The organism is Desulfuromonas sp. TF (genome assembly GCF_000472285.1).
GTDB lineage: Bacteria > Desulfobacterota > Desulfuromonadia > Desulfuromonadales > ATBO01 > ATBO01.
This window is the reverse complement of the sequence record NZ_KI421412.1, coordinates 117233-135040: the sequence shown is the minus strand read 5'-3', so window position 1 is coordinate 135040 and position 17808 is coordinate 117233. Positions and strand designations below refer to the sequence as shown.

Annotated in this window: 17 protein-coding genes and 2 riboswitches (1 of these 19 running past the window's edge); of the genes, 8 read left to right on the top strand and 9 right to left on the bottom strand. The window is 59.4% G+C overall.

All coding sequences use genetic code 11. The annotated features are described in order from the left end of the window. Positions 1-113: riboswitch (SAM riboswitch) on the bottom strand (it extends 101 nt beyond the left edge of the window). A gap of 104 nt (positions 114-217) precedes the next feature. From DTF_RS0100650 to DTF_RS0100620, 7 genes are all read right to left on the bottom strand, one after another. Beyond that, positions 218-1363, bottom strand: coding sequence for a PLP-dependent aspartate aminotransferase family protein (locus DTF_RS0100650; RefSeq protein WP_027713765.1), 1146 nt, complete (start codon positions 1361-1363; stop codon positions 218-220). 46 nt (positions 1364-1409) lie between these two features. After that, positions 1410-2561, bottom strand: coding sequence for a PLP-dependent aspartate aminotransferase family protein (locus tag DTF_RS0100645; protein ID WP_027713764.1), 1152 nt, complete (start codon positions 2559-2561; stop codon positions 1410-1412). A gap of 111 nt (positions 2562-2672) precedes the next feature. Continuing rightward, positions 2673-2808: riboswitch (SAM riboswitch) on the bottom strand. A gap of 98 nt (positions 2809-2906) precedes the next feature. Further along, complete coding sequence (gene cysK / locus DTF_RS0100640; RefSeq protein ID WP_027713763.1) at positions 2907-3863, bottom strand: cysteine synthase A; 957 nt, start codon at positions 3861-3863, stop codon at positions 2907-2909. A 107-nt stretch (positions 3864-3970) separates the two neighbouring features. Then, positions 3971-5797: a sulfate adenylyltransferase subunit CysN gene (gene cysN, locus DTF_RS0100635; protein ID WP_027713762.1), complete on the bottom strand. Its 1827-nt coding sequence runs from the start codon at positions 5795-5797 to the stop codon at positions 3971-3973. 157 nt (positions 5798-5954) lie between these two features. Then, positions 5955-6860: a sulfate adenylyltransferase subunit CysD gene (gene cysD, locus DTF_RS0100630; protein WP_027713761.1), complete on the bottom strand. Its 906-nt coding sequence runs from the start codon at positions 6858-6860 to the stop codon at positions 5955-5957. A gap of 241 nt (positions 6861-7101) precedes the next feature. Then, positions 7102-7812 (bottom strand): phosphoadenylyl-sulfate reductase, encoded by a 711-nt coding sequence (locus tag DTF_RS0100625; RefSeq protein ID WP_304412832.1) that lies wholly within the window; start codon positions 7810-7812, stop codon positions 7102-7104. Between the two features lie 16 nt (positions 7813-7828). Next, complete coding sequence (locus DTF_RS0100620) at positions 7829-8053, bottom strand: DUF2061 domain-containing protein (RefSeq protein ID WP_027713759.1); 225 nt, start codon at positions 8051-8053, stop codon at positions 7829-7831. A gap of 398 nt (positions 8054-8451) precedes the next feature. Here DTF_RS0100620 and DTF_RS0100615 point away from each other — a divergent pair, with 398 nt between their 5' ends. After that, complete coding sequence (locus DTF_RS0100615) at positions 8452-9666, top strand: ammonium transporter (RefSeq protein WP_027713758.1); 1215 nt, start codon at positions 8452-8454, stop codon at positions 9664-9666. A 200-nt stretch (positions 9667-9866) separates the two neighbouring features. Here DTF_RS0100615 and DTF_RS21130 read toward each other — a convergent pair whose 3' ends face one another. Together DTF_RS21130 and DTF_RS0100605 are read right to left on the bottom strand one after the other, a co-directional pair. Further along, positions 9867-10328 carry an Rrf2 family transcriptional regulator gene (locus tag DTF_RS21130; protein WP_051360605.1) on the bottom strand — a complete coding sequence of 154 codons (462 nt, stop codon included), beginning with the start codon at positions 10326-10328 and terminating at the stop codon, positions 9867-9869. Between the two features lie 122 nt (positions 10329-10450). Beyond that, the gene (locus DTF_RS0100605) at positions 10451-10825 is read right to left on the bottom strand and encodes a response regulator (protein ID WP_027713757.1); all 375 of its coding nucleotides are present in this window, start codon (positions 10823-10825) and stop codon (positions 10451-10453) included. Positions 10826-11133: 308 nt separating this feature from the next. Between DTF_RS0100605 and gluQRS the strand changes: the two genes are divergently transcribed. The 7 genes from gluQRS to prmC all read left to right on the top strand — a co-directional run bounded on the left by gluQRS (position 11134) and on the right by prmC (position 17764). After that, a complete protein-coding gene (gluQRS, locus tag DTF_RS21125) occupies positions 11134-12072 on the top strand; it encodes a tRNA glutamyl-Q(34) synthetase GluQRS (RefSeq protein WP_155890631.1) in 939 nt (312 codons plus the stop codon). Between the two features lie 80 nt (positions 12073-12152). Continuing rightward, on the top strand, positions 12153-12956 hold the full coding sequence (locus DTF_RS0100595) for a hypothetical protein (protein ID WP_027713756.1): 804 nt from the start codon (positions 12153-12155) through the stop codon (positions 12954-12956). 417 nt (positions 12957-13373) lie between these two features. Further along, positions 13374-14621 carry a transcription termination factor Rho gene (gene rho / locus DTF_RS0100585; RefSeq protein WP_027713754.1) on the top strand — a complete coding sequence of 416 codons (1248 nt, stop codon included), beginning with the start codon at positions 13374-13376 and terminating at the stop codon, positions 14619-14621. 115 nt (positions 14622-14736) lie between these two features. Then, entirely contained in the window at positions 14737-14943 is a 207-nt protein-coding gene (gene rpmE / locus DTF_RS0100580) for a 50S ribosomal protein L31 (RefSeq protein WP_027713753.1), read from the top strand. Positions 14944-15070: 127 nt separating this feature from the next. Further along, complete coding sequence (gene thyX / locus DTF_RS0100575; protein WP_027713752.1) at positions 15071-15760, top strand: FAD-dependent thymidylate synthase; 690 nt, start codon at positions 15071-15073, stop codon at positions 15758-15760. 66 nt (positions 15761-15826) lie between these two features. Beyond that, a complete protein-coding gene (gene prfA / locus DTF_RS0100570) occupies positions 15827-16894 on the top strand; it encodes a peptide chain release factor 1 (protein WP_027713751.1) in 1068 nt (355 codons plus the stop codon). Positions 16895-16903: 9 nt separating this feature from the next. Next, positions 16904-17764, top strand: coding sequence for a peptide chain release factor N(5)-glutamine methyltransferase (gene prmC / locus DTF_RS0100565; protein WP_027713750.1), 861 nt, complete (start codon positions 16904-16906; stop codon positions 17762-17764). Positions 17765-17808 lie beyond the last annotated feature (44 nt).

The window sequence follows — 17808 nt, the reverse complement described above, 5'->3', positions numbered from 1 at the left end:
GTTCGCCCTGAGGCTTCAACAGGAAGGATTTAGCACCTGACACCCGCCTTTGCAAAGGCGGATCGGTTGCTGTGGTTTCACAGGGCCTTTCCCTCCACCACTCTCGATAAAGACGATGCGTTATGTAATTGTCGAGATGGACTTTAATGTAAAGTCACTTGTTTGTCAAACAGTTTCACGGGCTCCATGCCGGTGCGGGACACGGCATGCCGTGCCCCTACGACAACCCTTCGTTCAAATCCTCCCAGAGATCCTCCGGGTCTTCGATGCCGACGGAGATGCGCACCAGCGTCTCGCGGATGCCGAGCTCCCGTTTGACCGGGGCCGGGATGGCGGCGTGGGACATGGACCAGCAGTGGGTCAGGATCGTCTCCACACCACCGAGGCTCGGGGCGATGATGGGCAGCTTCACCGTTGCCAGCAGGGGCGCCACCTGAACCTTCTCCTTCAGCTCGAAGGAGAGAACCGCTCCGGGCCCGTCCGCCTGGGAGAGATGCAGGTCCCTGCCGGGGAATTCCGAGAGGCCCGGGTAATAGACATGGTTCACCGCCGGATGACTCCGAAGGCGTTCGGCGAGGATCTGCGCTCCGGCCTGGGCCGCCTCCAGGCGCAGCTTGAGTGTCTTTATCCCGCGGGCGAGGAGAAAGGAGTCGAAAGGGGCGAGAACCGCGCCGAAGGCGTTCTGGAACCGCTTGAGCTCCCGGGCCAGTTCCGGGTCGGCGGTAGTGACCAGTCCGGCGAGCAGGTCGCTGTGGCCGCCGAGGAACTTGGTGGCGCTGTGGATCGCCACGTCGACGCCGAGGTGGAGAGGCCGCTGCAGCAGAGGGGTCATGAAGGTGTTGTCCAGGAAGGTGAGCAATCCCCTTCGCCGGGCGATTTCCACCACTCCCCGCAGGTCGGTGATCTTGAACAGGGGGTTGGAGGGGGTCTCCAGGAAGATGGCCCTGGTCTGGGGGCGAATCGTCTCCTCGAGAACCGCGAGGTCTGTCTGGTCGACTAAGGAGACCTCGATTCCCTGTTGGGGGAGAATCGTGCTGAGATAGCGATAGGAGCCGCCGTAAAGGTCGTCGGGAGCGATCAGGTGGTCGCCGCTTCTGAGCAGGGAGAGGGCGCTGCCGATGGCGGCCATGCCGGAAGCGTAGGCGAAGCCCTGCACCCCTCCTTCTAAAAGGGCGATCGCTTCTTCCACCTGGTCCCGGCTGGGGTTGCCGCTGCGGGCGTAATCGTATTTGCCCGGCTCTCCTCCCTGGTGGTGGTAGGTGGACGCTTGATAGATGGGGATGGCGGCGGCTCCGGTGGCGGGGTCGCGGTCTGTCCCCTGGTGGACCAGGAGGGTGGCGGGACGGTAGTTTTTCTCGGTCATGAAAAGTCCTTTACAGGTCTTATGGGTCTTATAAGTCCGATAGGACCTATTTTAAAGCTTGTTCCAGGTCGGCGATGATATCCCCGGCGCTCTCGATTCCCACCGACAGGCGCAGCAGGCTTTCGCAGATGCCGAGCCTTTCCCGCTCCTCGACGGGGATGTCACCGTGGGTCTGGACCGCCGGCAGTGTCATCAGCGATTCCACCCCTCCGAGGCTTTCGGCGAAGGAGATCAGGCGCAGGTTTTTCAGCATCTTACGGGCCAACTGGGGATCTTTCACCCGGAAGGAGAGCATGCCGCCGAAGCCGCTCGCCTGCTCCTGCGACAAAGCGTATCCCGGATGGTCCTCCAGCCCGGGATAGTAGACGGCGGTGACCTGCGGCTGCTGCTTCAGCCAGCGGGCGACTTGCAGGGCATTGTCGCAGTGTCGCTCCATGCGCAGGGCCAGCGTCTTGAGGCTGCGCATCAGCAGCCAGCAGTCGCTGGGAGGGAGGATGGCGCCGGTGGAGTTCTGAAGAAAATACAGCCTCTCTCCCATCTCTGCATCCCTGGCCACCAGCGCCCCGGCGCACAGGTCGTTGTGTCCGCTCAGGTATTTGGTCGCCGAGTGTATCACGATATCGGCCCCCAGGGCCAGGGGACGCTGGAGAACGGGGGTGAGGAAAGTGTTGTCGACGATATACAGCAGTTTTCGCTCCCGGCAGAGATCGGCCAGCGCGCTGAGATCAGCGACTCCCAGCAGCGGATTGCCGGGGGTCTCCACCAGCAGCGCCCGGGTGCTTCCGGTGACGGCCTGCGCCACGGCGGCGTTGGAGGTGGTGTCGACATAGGTAACGCTCAACCCCAGTTTGGCGAAGATCTGATCGAGAACCCGGTAGGTCCCGCCGTAGAGGTCCTCGGAGACAACCAGGTGGTCACCGGCTGAAAAGTGCAGGAAGAGAGTGGTGAGCGCTGCCATCCCGGAGGAGAAGGCCAGGCCGCGGCGGCCCCCCTCGAGTTCGGCGAGACCCTCTTCGAGAATCTGGCGGGTCGGATTGCCCGAACGGGTGTAATCGAAGCCGGTGCTCTCGCCCACCGCCGGATGCCGGTATGTGGCGCTGGGGTAGACGGGAAAGCTGATGGCCCCGGTCCGTTCGTCCCTGCCGACCCCGAGTTGCACGAGTCGGCTTTCGAGTGTGAGCATGCTCTTCTGTTTCATCGGTCATTCCTCTTTATGCAGGCATCGGGACCACGAAAAAAGCCCCTTCTCATGGGGATGAGAAGGGGCTTCGAGGGAGTCGAAAAAGGGATCGTGTCCTGCGAAGCGCCGTCCTCATCTTTCCCGCCTTCGCCCCTAGGGCTTCGGCGGGTAGGAATTAGCACCTGACATCCGCCATAGCCTTGGCGACGGTGGACCGGTTGCTGTGGCTTCGCAGGGCCTTTCCCTCCACCACTCTCAATAATGACGTTGCTGCTTTTATTTTATTGTTGAGCCTGACTATAGGAAAGAGCTTTCTCCTTGTCAATAGCTTTTATCGTCTTTGAGCATGGGGAAAAAACCTCCTCAAGCCAGGTCCTCGAACAGGACGCTGGAGAGGTAGCGCTCGCCGGAGTCGGGCAGAACGGCCACGATGGTCTTGCCGGCGTTCTCCGGTCTGGAGGCGAGGCGGACCGCCACCGCGGCGGCGGCACCGCAGGAGATGCCGGAGAGAATTCCTTCTTCTTTCGCCAGGCGGCGGGCGAACTCGATCGCCTCTTCATTTGTTACCAGTTCGACCTGATCGACGACTGAGAGGTCGAGGGTATCGGGAATGAAGCCTGCGCCGAGCCCCTGGATCTTGTGCGGTCCCGGTTTGAGTTCCTCACCCGCAAATTTCTGGCTGATCACCGGTGAATCGGTCGGCTCTACGGCAACCGAGGTGATCGCCTTGCCCTTGGTGTTCTTTATATAGCGTGACACGCCGGTGATGGTTCCGCCGGTGCCGACGCCGGAGACCAGGATGTCGATGCCGCCTTCGGTATCTTCCCAGATCTCAGGACCCGTGGTCTGCTCGTGGACGGCCGGGTTCGCCGGATTCTTGAACTGGTGCAGCAGAACGTATCTGCCTGGATCAGAGGCGGCCAGTTCCTCGGCGGCGGCGATCGCGCCACCCATCCCCTTGGCGCCGGGGGTGAGAATCAGGTTGGCGCCGAAGGCCTTGAGCACCTTGCGCCGCTCCAGGCTCATCGTCTCCGGCATGGTCAGGGTGATGGGAATGCCGCGTGCGGCGGCGACGAAAGCGAGGGCGATGCCGGTATTGCCGCTGGTCGGCTCGACGATTTCCTTCCCGGGGCCGAGCAGTCCTTTTTGCTCCGCATCCCAGATCATCGATGCGCCGATGCGGCACTTGACGGAATAGGCGGGGTTGCGCCCTTCAATCTTTCCCAGGATGGTCGCCCCTCCTTTGGGAGAGAGATGGTTGAGGCGTACAAGTGGGGTGCGGCCGATAGAGAGGGAATTGTCCGTGTAGATCTGGCTCATGTTGATCTCCTTTGCGAAACGATGATATGGGTCTTCGGAATTCATGGAAGGAATTCTCGAATCAATCCAATAGCCGCGTCTGGTCCGCTTTCGGCCGAACACAATTTTTAAACTTTAGCAGAAAAACCAATTTTTCTCACGATTTCTTCGGCCAGATCCTCCCCGGATCGCCGGACGTCACTGATAAAGATGGCGTCGACGCCGTCTGCGGCCCCCTGCCGGCCGGATGCTTCCGGAGGGATGTCGACAAAAATCTCGGTGAAAACTTCTCCGGCCAGAACCTCCCGGGCAAGCTGAACGTCCTCACCGGACGAGGCGCAGGAGGTCAGAACGACCAGCCCGGCTTCGGCAAAAAGCCTTGCGACCTCGGCAACCCGCCGGATCTGCTCTCCTCCATTTCCGCCGGCGGTATCGGCGTCAGCGTTAAGTGCGCGATTCAGATTTGCACCGTCCAGGAGATAGGTGTGCCGACCCAGGGAGTGGAGCCTTTTTTCCACCAGCGCTGCGATGGCCGGGAGGTCAACGCCTTCCGGACCGCTGAACCAGAGAATCCGGGGCTTCTGCCCCTTGCGCTCGGCGCGGGCCTGTCTGTCGACATTGATCTTAGACCACTGGTCGCCGGCGGACTGGAGCAGCGGCTGATGGATCATTCCGGCGCCCACGGTTGCGTTGGTGAATCGGTCGATAAGGATGAAGTTGCCGGTGCCGCGGTTCTCTCGATAGGAATCGAAGGAGACGGGCCTGTCCAGGCTGAAGGTGCATACCCCGACTTCATTGAGTTCGAGGGTTTCTCCAGACTCCTGCCTCAGGGAGTTGACGTTGACCTTGAACTTGAGCTCGACGACCTGGGCAGGGGCGGTGGAGGAGCCGGCCTTGAGGAGGTAGCTGCGCCCGGGAGCCAGAGGTTCCTCATGCATCCAGACCACCTTGGCTTCGAGACGGTCTGCGTGGTAAGGGCGTTCATCGGAGGAGGCGAGTGTGTCGCCGCGGCTGATGTCGATCTCGTCGGCCAGAGTCAGGGTGACGGCCTGCCCAGCGACGGCTTTCTCCAGATCTCCGTCCATGGTGACGATCCGTTTGACCCGGCTGACCTGGCCGGAAGAGGTGACCACCACGTCGTCTCCGGGGCGGACCGCGCCCGAAGCGATGGTGCCGCAGAATCCCCGGAAATCGAGATTGGGACGGTTGACCCACTGCACCCGCATGCGGAAGGGCTTGCGGACTGCGGCGTCTGCGACCTGGACCGTTTCCAGATACTCCATCAGGGTCGGCCCCTGGTGCCAGGGAGTTTTGTCGCTGCGGGTCAGGACATTGTCCCCTTCAAGGGCGGAGATCGGGATGGCGGCAATCTGGTCGAAGCCTAGCCCGGCGGCGAAGTTTTCGTACTCCTGGCGGATGGCCGAGAAGCGCTCGGCGCTGTAGTCGACCAGGTCCATCTTGTTGATGGCGAGGATCACGTGGCGGATGCCGACCAGCGATACAAGATAGCTGTGCCGCCTGGTCTGGGTGAGCACCCCCTTGCGGGCGTCGATGAGAATGACCGCAACCTGGGCGGTGGATGCGCCGGTAACCATGTTGCGGGTGTACTGCTCGTGCCCGGGGGTGTCGGCGACGATGAACTTCCGTTTGTCGGTGGAGAAGAAGCGGTAGGCGACGTCGATGGTGATCCCCTGCTCGCGCTCGGCCTGCAGGCCGTCAAGGAGCAGGGCGTAGTCGACTTTTTCCCCTTGCGTCCCGACACGCCGGCTGTCCGCCTCCAGGGCGGCGAGCTGATCCTCGAAGACCATTTTCGAGTCCCAGAGAAGACGGCCGATGAGGGTGCTCTTGCCATCGTCGACGCTGCCGCAGGTGATGAAGCGCAGCATCCCCTTCTCTTCCTGGGTCTTGAGATAGGCGTGGATGTCGCTGGCGATCAATTCAGACTGGTGGGCCATATCGAAATCTCCGATTTCGATAGCTATAAGCTTTAAGCTGTAAGCTTAAAGGAAAAAGCCTGGAGCAAAAAACTTATGGCTATTTTGTCTTGAGTTCAACGTTCGGGAATGTAAGAAGATTTTTTTCAGCTTATAGCTACTAGCTTACAGCTTACGACTAGAAATATCCTTCCTGCTTCTTCTTCTCCATCGATCCCGCCTGGTCGTGGTCGATAAGGCGGCCCTGGCGCTCGGAGGTGCGGGTGAGGAGCATCTCCTGGATGATCTCGGGGAGGGTGGCAGCCGTGGATTCGACGGCTCCGGTCAGGGGATAGCACCCCAGGGTGCGGAAGCGTACCGATTTCATTTCGACCTTTTCTCCGGGGCGCAGCTGCAGGCGTTCGTCGTCGGCCATGATCAGCATCCCGTCGCGCTCCACCACCGGCCGCACCGCCGCGTAATACAGAGGAACGATGGGGATATTCTCCAGGTAGATGTACTGCCAGACGTCGAGCTCGGTCCAATTGGACAGCGGAAAAGCGCGGATGCTCTCGCCGGGGCGGACCCGTGCGTTGTAAATGTTCCACAGCTCGGGGCGCTGGCATTTGGGGTCCCATCGGTGACTGGCGGTGCGGAAAGAGAAGATCCGCTCCTTGGCCCGGGATTTCTCCTCATCACGCCGGGCGCCGCCGAAGGCAGCGTCGAACTTGTATTTGTTCAGTGCCTGCTTGAGCCCCTCGGTCTTCATGATGTCTGTATAGAGGGCCGAGCCATGAGTGAAGGGGGAGACCCCTTGTCTGACTCCTTCCTCGTTGGTGTGTATGAGCAGGTCAAAACCGCATTCGTGCGCCATCCGGTCGCGGAACTCGATCATCTCCCGGAATTTCCAGGTGGTATCCACATGCATCAGCGGAAAGGGGGGATTGGCAGGATAGAAGGCTTTGCGCGCCAGGTGGAGCATCACAGCGGAATCCTTGCCGATGGAGTAGAGCATCACCGGGTTTTCGAATTCGGCCGCGACCTCCCGGATGATATGGATGCTCTCCGCCTCGAGCTGCCGCAGATGGGTCATTTTCATGTTCATATAAAACGCTTTCCGAAGGGTAGGCCGGAATAAGCACAGTGTTTCCGGCGAGGCGCCGGGAACGGCTTTCGCCTTATCCCGGCCTACAATCTTTTCGGTATTTCAAATCAGGTGCAAGCGGTTCGATTTCGCGCCGAGGCCAAGGCGGCAAGGAGCGATCACCGCAGGCGTAGCAGCGCTACGCCGAGGATGCGAGCAGCACAGCCAACGCCGGTATCGGCGCGGAGGCGAAGCGCCGGCACTAACGTCGGTGCAGGCCGCACTCTTTGTGCTCCGGATTCTCCCACCACCAGCGCCCGGCCCGGGGATGTTCGCCGGGTGCCACAGCCCGGGTGCAGGGAGCGCAGCCGATGGAGGGATAGCCCTGTCTGTGCAGGCGGTTGGTCGGAATTCGATGCTGTTCGGCGTACTCCCAGACCTCTTTCTCGCTCCACCCGATCAGCGGATTGATCTTGAGAATGCCGCCGTTGCCGTGGTCGGTTTCGATGGGGGAGAGGTCGCTGCGGGTGACGCTCTGCTCGCGGCGCAGGCCGGTGATCCATCCCGAGAGGCCCTGCAGCGCCCGCTGCAGAGGCTCCATCTTGCGAATGCGGCAGCATTCGTGACGGCTCTCAAGGGTTTCGCGGAAAGAGTAGGGCCCTTTTCCGCGTACCATGTTCTCGACGTCCTCCCGCCGGGGGAAATACCAGTCGATGCCGATCCCGTAGCGTTCGCTCACCGCCTCGGCGACCTCATAAGTTTCTTCGTTCAGGCGACCGGTATCCAGCGCGAAAACCGTAGCCGGCGACGCCGTCTGGTGCAGCATGTCAATGATTACCACGTCTTCGACGCTGAAAGAGCAGGCCAGGGCGACCGGCCCTCCGGCCATTTCAACCCCGGCACGGAGGATCTCCATCGGAGAGTTTTCAGTCGTCAGCTCGGAAGGGCGGATCTGCATAGCGATGTTTTCCATGATCATCTCCCGTTCTTCAGATGGAGTACTCAGGCTGCTTCTGCTCCCGGCCGTAATTGATACGATTCCACAGCCGCTCATGGCCGAAGTAGACAAAGAATTTGATGCTGGTATCCGCCAGTCCGACGGTGGCGGCTAATTCGCCCTTGCCGGTAATGACTAAAACAAGAACCGATGTGATCACGGTGGCAAGGATCCGCCAGGAGAGTGCTTTGGCAATGCTGCGCCGCGTCGTTTCCATAGGTATGGGCTTCTCTCTGTCTGGGCCGATCTGACGGCAGTCGAAGTGGTAAACAACCGTAGTGTCATCAAGTAAGTGTAGGGCAAGCCTAAAATACACAACAAGATAAGTCAAGTATAAAATCAAAAATTTGTTGAATTGTTTGATAGGGAATAAGCGAGGCTATATTCTTTATTAATACAGTGTAGTTCCCTGAAGGGTCGAAAGGGATTTACGGGTGGTTAAGAATTGACCAGTCCATGCACAAATATTGTGCATGGAAAAGGAGGGGATTTGCGGGCAGAGATCCAAGCCGCCGGTTTCAAAGGGGAATGCTTAAAGGCATGACTGTTGAAAGGAAGATCCGATCGTCCGTCGGCAATGACGCCCCGGCAATGTGACAAGGAGGTCTGAAGACTATGGAGTCTGCCATCTCATCCCTTCGCCATGGCGGCGATGTGCTGTTTCTCATGCTCGGGGCGGTCATGGTCTTTGCCATGCACGCCGGATTCGCTTTCCTTGAAGTGGGTACCGTCCGTAAAAAGAGTCAGGTCAACGCTTTCGTCAAGATTCTCTCCGACTGGTCGGTATCCACAGTCGTTTATTTCCTGATCGGATATCCCATCGCCTACGGCATCAACTTCTTCCAGCCCGCCGCCGGGCTGCTGGGCGACAACAACGGATTTGAGCTGGTCCGTTTCTTCTTTCTTCTCTGTTTTGCCGCCTGCATTCCCGCCATTATTTCAGGCGGAATTGCCGAGCGAGCCCGCTTCTGGCCCCAAGTTCTGGCCGGGGCGATTTTCGTCGGCATTACTTACCCTCTCTTCGAGTCATTCATCTGGGGACGGAACAGCGAAACCCTGCAGGGCTTTTTCGAATCGGCATTCGGCGCCCCTTTCCATGATTTTGCCGGCAGTGTGGTGGTCCACTCCATGGGAGGGTGGCTCGCCCTGCCGGCCATTCTCTTCCTGGGTCCCCGCATGGGGCGTTTCGTGAGGCAAAAAAGCCAGGCCATCCCGATCAGCAATATCCCCTTTCTGGCCCTCGGGAGCTGGATTCTGGCCGTAGGATGGTTCGGCTTCAATGTCATGAGTGCGCAGAGTTTGGAGGGGATTTCCGGGCTGGTGGCGGTCAACTCCCTGATGGCCATGGTCGGCGGCGTTCTCTTCGCCCTGGTGGCGAGTCGCAACGATCCCGGTTTTGTTCACAACGGAGCACTGGCGGGTCTGATTGCCATCTGTGCAGGCTCGGACCTCGTCCATCCCCTGGCGGCATTTATCATGGGGGGGATCGGCGCGCTGATCTTCGTTTACGGGTTCCAGTGGGAGCAGGAGCGTCTGCGAATCGACGATGTCCTGGGGGTGTGGCCTCTACACGGCATCATCGGGACATGGGGCGGAATCGCCGCGGGCATTTTCGGCGGCCCGTTTTTCGGTGGCCTGGGGGGGGTGACTTTCCTGAGTCAGTTGGCCGGCAGTCTCATGGCCGTCTTCTATGCCCTGGTTACGGGTGCGATCGTCTATGGGCTGGTCAGCCGTCTTGTCGGCTTCAGGATGTCCGACGAGGCGGAGTTTACGGGACCCGATCTGGCCATTCACCAGATTCACGCGTATCCGGAAGATCATGTCAAGTAGAGCCGGTTTGACTCACGTAAGGGGCGGAAGTATAATAAAGCAAAAGGAATTCGATTTGCAGGAAGCTGGACGCAGCTTCCTTATTCGCCCTGGATGACTTACCCTCCTGGTCTCCAGGGTGTTTTTTGCCCGAAAAAAAGAAAGGGCCGCGCAGCACCTGGAGTGCTGACGGCCCTTTCTTTTTTCACGGGAATTTCAGGTCAGGCAGGTTTTTTTCGATGTTCAGGCCCCCGAGATGCATGGGACTGCCGTTTTTCTTCTTCCTGCTGAACCAGGCGTGCAAAGGTGTGGCGCTCCAGAATGGTGGCCATTTCGTCCCGCACTTCCTGCCAGGCCCCGTGTACGGGGCAGAAAACGCTCCGTTCGCAGCTTCCCGCCTCGACGAGGCACTGATTCAGGGACAGGGGGCCCTCTTCGGCCCTGACCACGTCGAGCAGGGAAACCTCGCCCGGGTCTTTGGCCAGATAGAAGCCGCCTCCGACCCCTCGCTGGGAAGCGACGATACCCTCTTTGATTAACGGTTGAAGGATTTTGGTGAGAAAGGCCGGTGTGATGTCCTGGGACTTGCAGATATCTTTCTTGAAGACGATCTCGCCCCGCGGCTGCTTCGCTAGATAGAGCAGGGCGCGTATGGCATACTCCGTAGCGCGGGTTATGAACACTCCTGACCTCCCTTTGCTTACCTTTGGAGTAATAGATACCCCGCCTGCGCTTGGTTTGTCAACGGCAAAGATTAAAAGGTCTGCCACAAGGACGGAGGTGAAAGGATCTTCCTCCTTACGGGTCAGGCGGCCAGAATGCGATCAACCTGTTGCACCAGGGATGCTTCGTCGAAGGGTTTCTGAATATATCCGTCGGCGCCGGATTCCCGTGTGAGCTGCTCCAGTTCGTCCCGGGCCTTGGTCGACATGAGGATGATCGGTATATGGCGGCTGCTTTCCCGTTCTTTGAGCAGACGCACCTTCCGGTCGCCGTTGAGCAGGGGCATCATGACGTCAATCAGGATGAGGTCCGGGCGTCGGGAAGAGTAGATGAACTGATTGGCTTCAATACCCGAATCGGTGGTGAGAACCTCAAAACCGGCTCCTTCAAGGGCCTCGGTTGCAATGGCCAGAACCAGCTTGCTGTCATCGATGACGACGATGCGTTTTTGTGTCATGATTCCATCCCGTCTAGCAGAAAATATAACGCCGTTACATGTCGAGTCTGAATCTTACTTTAGCGTGATGGATAATACAAATCGTATACGTCAATCGCAAGTATTATCCCAAATATTCAAAAAATTTAAATTGAATACGGAAATCTCAAGGATTTTTTAAAAACCTGGGAACGGATTCCTTCAGAGATCCTGAAGATTGGTTGAATTGGTGGGAGGGACTTCCTTTGTCGCAGATCGCCTTCCTCTTGACAGTGACGCCGCCTGCGGGCATCATCGGAAGAAGTTTCCCCCGGAGAAATTTAGAATTCATGTACCCTGACGATCAGATGCGGCATGTGACAGGGCGCTTCGCTCCGAGCCCTACGGGTCCCTTGCACGTCGGTTCGCTGGTGGCGGCGGTGGGGAGCTATTGTCTTGCCCGTCGTTCGGGGGGGCGTTGGCTGGTGCGGATGGAAGATCTCGACGCTCCCAGAATTGTTCCAGGCGCCGCCGAACAGATTCTGCGCACCCTGGAGGTGTTGGGATTGGAGTGGGACGGGGCGGTGGTCTGGCAGAGCCGCCGTAAGGAAAGATATGAGGCCGCCATGCAGCGGCTGCGGGAAAAAGGTCTGGTCTTCGATTGCGCCTGCTCCCGGCGGGAGGTCCTGGCCAGTGCTCCCCATTCCGGTGAGGAGGGTCCTGTTTATCCGGGGACCTGCCGCCAGGGGATTCCCCGGGGTCGGCGACCCCGGGCTCTGCGTCTGCGGGTTCCGGAAGAGATGTTCTGCTTCTCCGATGGGGTTTTCGGACGGGTTGAGCAGCACCTCGCCAGTGCCGTGGGGGATTTTGTTCTGCGCCGGGCCGATGGCCTTTTCGCTTATCAGCTTGCGGTTGTCGTGGACGATGCCGATGCCGGAGTGAACCAGGTGGTTCGGGGGGCCGACCTGCTCGCCTCAACTCCGAGGCAGATTTTTCTCCACTGTGCCTTGGGAACCGAGGTTCCTGGATATATCCACCTGCCTCTGGTATTGACGGCCGATGGAGAAAAACTCAGCAAACGCCACGGCGCGGTTTCGGTCGGGACAGCCGGGCAGGCCGGCATGCTGCTCTGGCGGGTTCTGGCCTTCCTGGGACAGGAGCCTCCGGCCTCTCTCCATGCGGCTCCGGCACGGGAGGTGCTTGCCTGGGGGACGGCCCATTTTGATCCCTCACGGGTATCCCGGCAGCCTCGGCAGTGGGGGACAACTGGTGGTGATCGCGACGGATGAAGGTGAAGGTGTCTTGCGTTTCGGCGGCAAATTTTTTGGTCCTGCCACGAATGGTTCCCAACGAGATTTGAGGAGGTAACATGCATCGCTGGTTTCTTCTGTTCCCGATCCTGCTGATCGCCGGATGCGCCGGTTTTTTCAAGGTTCCCCAGACCGAGTACAGGCAAAAGGTGCAGACCTTGGGGGTTTTGCCTCTGTTGGTGGACGGCAATTCAGTCATTACTCATCCCGACAGGGAGGCGGTGCTGGAACTCCTTCACCGGCACAGCTCGAACACGCATCTGCGGCTGATCGACATTCTCAAGGAGCAGAAGGGCTATTTCGATGTCCGACCCGTGGAAGGCAATCCCCGGGAACTGTTCCGTTCCCTGGTGAAATCGGATGCCCTTCGCGGCGCAGGGGCGGATGTCTACCGCCACTACGGCTTCAATTCCCGAATTGCATCAGAACTGACGAAAGAGAACGTCGTCGATGCCCTGCTGGTCATTATCCTGCACGGAGAAGTGCGGCCCGCAAAGCGCTGGGACCGGCGGCATCTGGCCTACCTGGAGGCCCCGTATAATGAGATTCTGACCACGGCCGCCGTGGTCATGCCTTCGGGCGAGGTGGTCTGGGAGTATCCCGGGGTGACCGACGGGGGATTCCTTTTTCTGCAATACCCGGACTTTGACGAGGCATTCTACAACCGATCCGATGAGGTAAGGATCAGATATATTACGCTGGCGGGCCTCGAGCGCACTCTGGGAGAGGCGGACCGGTCTCTTTTAGGCCGAAGGACCTTGCCGGGGCGGTATCGGGAGCTTTTCGAATCACTCGCCGCCGCCCTGAAGCCGGGCCTCCTGAATCCGTTCAAAGAGCCTCCGGCCGGGACTAAGGAGCGGTAATGCCAAATCTTCGTATGTCCGAGTGTTTTCGAGGGGGCGTCCTCGTCAATTTTTTGAAAACCAAAAAAATAATTGGTTGACAGAGGTCTTTAATGGAGGTAGAAAGAAAGGTGCAGTGACAAATTCCTCAGAACCAGCAGCCTTAAAACTCCTTTCGGACCGTCACCCGACACGATTTTCAACATACAAATACGATTCCCGAAGTGCTCAAAGGCGGATACTCGCGGAGGCGGCGCATCGCCGCGGTTTTTGCCTATAAAGAGGAAATATCCCATAAACCCATCCTTTGCTAGCCATCCCATATTAATTAAAGCACTCTAAAGCCACATTCCAGAAGAATCTGACAGGCATCAGGTGTCCCGGAGACGATATTGTATCCCGCCCTCCCGCCTTGCAGAGTGTAACCGAGGAGAATCCATGAACCTGAAGGAACTCAAAGAGAAAAAGATCACCGACCTGACGGCGATCGCCAAGGAACTGAAGCTAGAAGGGGCGGCGGGGATGCGCAAGCAGGACCTCATTTTCGCCATTCTCAACGCCACCGCAGAGAAAAAGGGGGCCATCTTCGGCGAAGGAGTTCTGGAAATTCTTCCCGACGGGTTCGGTTTTCTGAGGGCGCCCGATGCCAATTACCTCCCCGGGCCCGACGACATCTACGTTTCTCCTTCCCAGATCCGGCGCTTCAGTCTGCGGACCGGCGACACGGTCTCCGGCCAGATTCGGCCGCCCAAGGAGGGGGAGCGCTACTTCGCCCTGCTCAAGGTCTCCGAGGTCAACTTTGAAGACCCCGCCGTGGCACGGGATAAAACCCTCTTCGACAACCTGACGCCTCTCTATCCCGAGGAGCGCATCTACCTCGAAACGACTCCCACCAACCTGCCGATGCGGGTCATGGATCTTGCCGCGCCGATCGGCAAGGGGCAGCGCGGACTGATCGTCGCCCCTCCCCGCACCGGCAAGACCATGCTGCTGCAGAACATCGCCAACTCGATAACCACCAACCATCCCGAAGTCTATCTCATCGTCCTGCTGATCGATGAGCGGCCCGAGGAGGTGACGGACATGCAGCGCAGCGTCAAGGGCGAGGTGATCTCCTCTACCTTCGACGAGCCGGCCACCCGCCACGTCCAGGTGGCCGAAATGGTCATCGAGAAGGCCAAGCGCCTGGTCGAGCACAAGCGCGACGTGGTCATCCTGCTCGACTCGATCACCCGCCTGGCCCGGGCCTACAACACGGTGGTGCCCCCCTCGGGCAAAATCCTCTCCGGCGGTGTCGACTCCAACGCCCTGCACAAGCCCAAGCGATTCTTCGGCGCCGCCCGCAACATCGAAGAGGGGGGAAGCCTGACGATCATCGCCACCGCGCTCATCGACACGGGGAGCAAGATGGACGAGGTGATCTTCGAGGAGTTCAAGGGGACCGGCAACATGGAGCTGCAGCTTGACCGGCGCCTGGTCGACAAGCGGACCTTCCCCGCCATCGACATCAACAAGTCGGGAACCCGCCGCGAGGAGCTGCTGGTCAACAAGGTCTCCCTTCAGCGCATCTGGCTGCTGCGCAAGGTCCTCTCCTCCATGAACGTGGTTGACAGCATGGAATTCCTGTTGGAAAAACTCGCCGAAACCAAGGGCAACGGAGAATTTCTCGACTCCATGAACCAGTAGTGACGTCCCGGAGAAAGGGCTTGCATCGCACCGGTAAAAATGTTAATTTTCCATTCTTATCCGAACCAGAAAAAACTTTTTGGTCTGTACTTGCCAGGCCGCAGGAGAAAAGATCATGAAAGAAGGTATCCATCCCCGCTACGAGTCCATCAGCGTCAAGTGTCATTGCGGCAACACCTTTGAGACCCGCTCGACCAAGAAAGACGACATCACTACTGAGATCTGCTCGGCTTGCCACCCTTTCTTTACCGGCAAGCAGAAACTGATCGATACCGCGGGCCGCATCGAGCGTTTCCGCAAGAAGTACGGTCAGGGCAAGTAAGCGCCGGAGACGGCCCTCCGGGGCCGTCTCTTTTTTACGGCCCCGGCAAACCCTTCGTTTTACGTCGCATGTTGCCGTATGTGGACTCCGTGATTCGGGGTGTCATGCGGCAGGGTCTGTAGGGATTATGCTCGTTCAGCTCTTAACCCATACTCCCGAGCCTGAGCAAGTCGTCGCCGCTGCGGCACGGCTTTGCTATTCGGCCTCCTCCATAGACCAGTTGCTGGAAAAGAGCCGTTCGGACCGGGAGGTCTTCCTCAACAAGATCCTCGCTCTCGGCCACTTTTCCGTTCTGGAGCACGCCTCTTTTACCTTCGGCATTGAGGGAATAAGCCGGGCCTGCTCCCATCAATTGGTTCGTCACCGTCTGGCTTCCTATGCCCAGCAGAGTCAGCGTTATGTCTCGTACAAGGAGCGTTTCGCCGCCGTTACTCCTCCTTCGGTCGCCGATCAGCCCGAACTCAATAAGCGATACGAGGCTCTTCTGACGGAGATCCATCAGGTATACCGCGAGTTCATCGACGCCGGCATTCCGGCCGAAGACGCCAGGTTCGTACTGCCCAATGCCGCTGCCACCAAGCTGGTCCTGACTATGAATGCCAGGGAGCTCTTTCTTTTTTTCAACCTGCGCTGCTGCAGGCGGGCCCAATGGGAGATCAGGGCCATGGCTAAGGAAATGCTGCGCCTGGCGCGTCGGTCCGCTCCCCTGATCTTTGCCGGCGCCGGGCCCGGCTGCCTGAAGGGAACCTGTCCCGAAGGGCCGATGAGCTGCGGCGCAGCGGCGGAAGTACGCAGGGAATACAAGGAACTGTCGTAAAGGGGTGATTCATCACGCCCGAAGCGATCTTGCCGGGCGCGATGCAATGCGCCTCTACCGGAAAATATGTTCAATAAACTCGAAGAAGTCGTGGATCGATTCCGGGAGGTCGAGGGGCTGCTCTCCGACCCTACCGTCGTTGCCGATCAGAAAAAATTCCGAGCCCTGACCAAGGAGCACTCCGAACTCGCCGAGATCGTCGAAGTTTTCGAGACCCACAAGAAGGTCGGGGAGGATATCGAAGGAAATCGGGGTCTTCTGCGGGATGCCGATCCTGAGCTCAGGGAAATGGCCCGGGCCGAGTTGCCCGAGCTCGAGCGGCGCCAAGAAGAGCTGACGCAGCGGTTGCGAACTCTCCTGCTGCCCAAGGATCCCAACGACGAAAAGAATGTCATCCTTGAAATCCGGGCCGGAACCGGTGGGGAAGAAGCCGCCCTGTTCGCGGGCGCGCTGTTTCGCATGTATTCCCGCTATGCCGATGCCAAGCGATGGCGGGTTGAGGTCATGAGCGCCTCCGAATCCGATGCCGGCGGATTCAAGGAAGTCATCGCCATAATCAGCGGTCAACGGGTCTATTCCCGTCTGAAATATGAGAGCGGCACCCACCGGGTGCAGCGAGTTCCAGAAACCGAGGCCCAAGGGCGCATTCATACCTCGGCCTGCACCGTCGCGGTCCTCCCCGAGGCGGAAGACGTCGATGTCGACATCGATCCCTCGGATCTGCGCATCGATGTTTACCGCGCTTCCGGCGCGGGAGGCCAGCACGTCAACAAGACCGAATCGGCGATCCGGATCACCCATGTTCCGACAGGGGTGGTGGTGACCTGCCAGGACGAAAAGTCCCAGCACAAGAACAAAGCCAAGGCCATGAAGATCCTCAAGTCGAGGATTCTCGACAGCATGATTGCCGAGCAGCAGGCCCGGACGGCCGCCGACCGCAAGAGCCAGGTCGGCAGCGGCGATCGCAGCGAGCGGATCCGCACCTACAATTTTCCTCAGGGGCGCTGCACCGATCACCGCATCGGCCTCACCCTCTATCGTCTGGACGGCATCATGCAGGGGGATCTGGACGAAATCGTCGACGCGCTCACCACCCATAGCCAGGCCGACGCCCTTTCCGGTCAAGAGGCATAAAAATCACCCATGGCTGAAACCTGGACGGTGCTCAAGGTCCTTCAATGGACGGCGGGATATCTCAAGGAAAAGGGGATCGAGGGAGGGCGCCTCGATGCCGAACTTCTGCTCTCCGACGCATTGATTCTGGATCGGGTGGGGCTCTATCTCAATTATGACCGGCCTCTCACTACAGTTGAACTGACTTTCTTCCGCCAACAGGTGGGACGCCGGGCCAGACGCGAACCGCTTCAGTACATCCTCGGGAGGGCCGAATTCTGGTCGCTCCCCTTCGTCGTGAATCCGGCGGTTCTCATTCCACGCCCGGATACGGAAATTCTGGTGGAGGAGGCCCTTAAGCGGGCGAGCGTCGAGGCGAACATTCTCGACGTGGGGACGGGGAGCGGCGCCATTGCTGTCGCTCTGGCTCATGAACTCCCCGGAGCGGCTGTCGAGGGGGTGGATATTTCCCCTGCGGCGCTGGAAGTGGCGGCGGAAAACGCCCGACGCAACGGCGTCGATGGCCGTGTTCGGCTTGGAGAGGCGGATCTCGCCCGCTTGCCGGAAGGGCCCTTCGATCTTATTGTTTCAAATCCGCCCTACATCCCCAGCGATGAACTGGCCGCGCTCATGCCCGAGGTACGGGATTTCGAGCCGCGCCTGGCACTTGACGGGGGCGGGGACGGACTCGAAAGTTACCGGCTGTTGGCGCGCCATGCCCCGAGCCGGCTGCACTCCGGCGGCTGGCTGCTGCTGGAGACGGGAGCCGGTCAGGCACCGGCGGTGCGGGAGCTTCTGGCCGAAGCCGGTCTGCTCGACGTCTTCAGCCGGGACGATTATGCCGGCATCCCCCGAGTGGTCGGGGGAAAAGCCGCCACGCGTGACGCGTGACGGGCCGGTGCGCATAGAACCATGACTTTTTACATGCAGAGTTC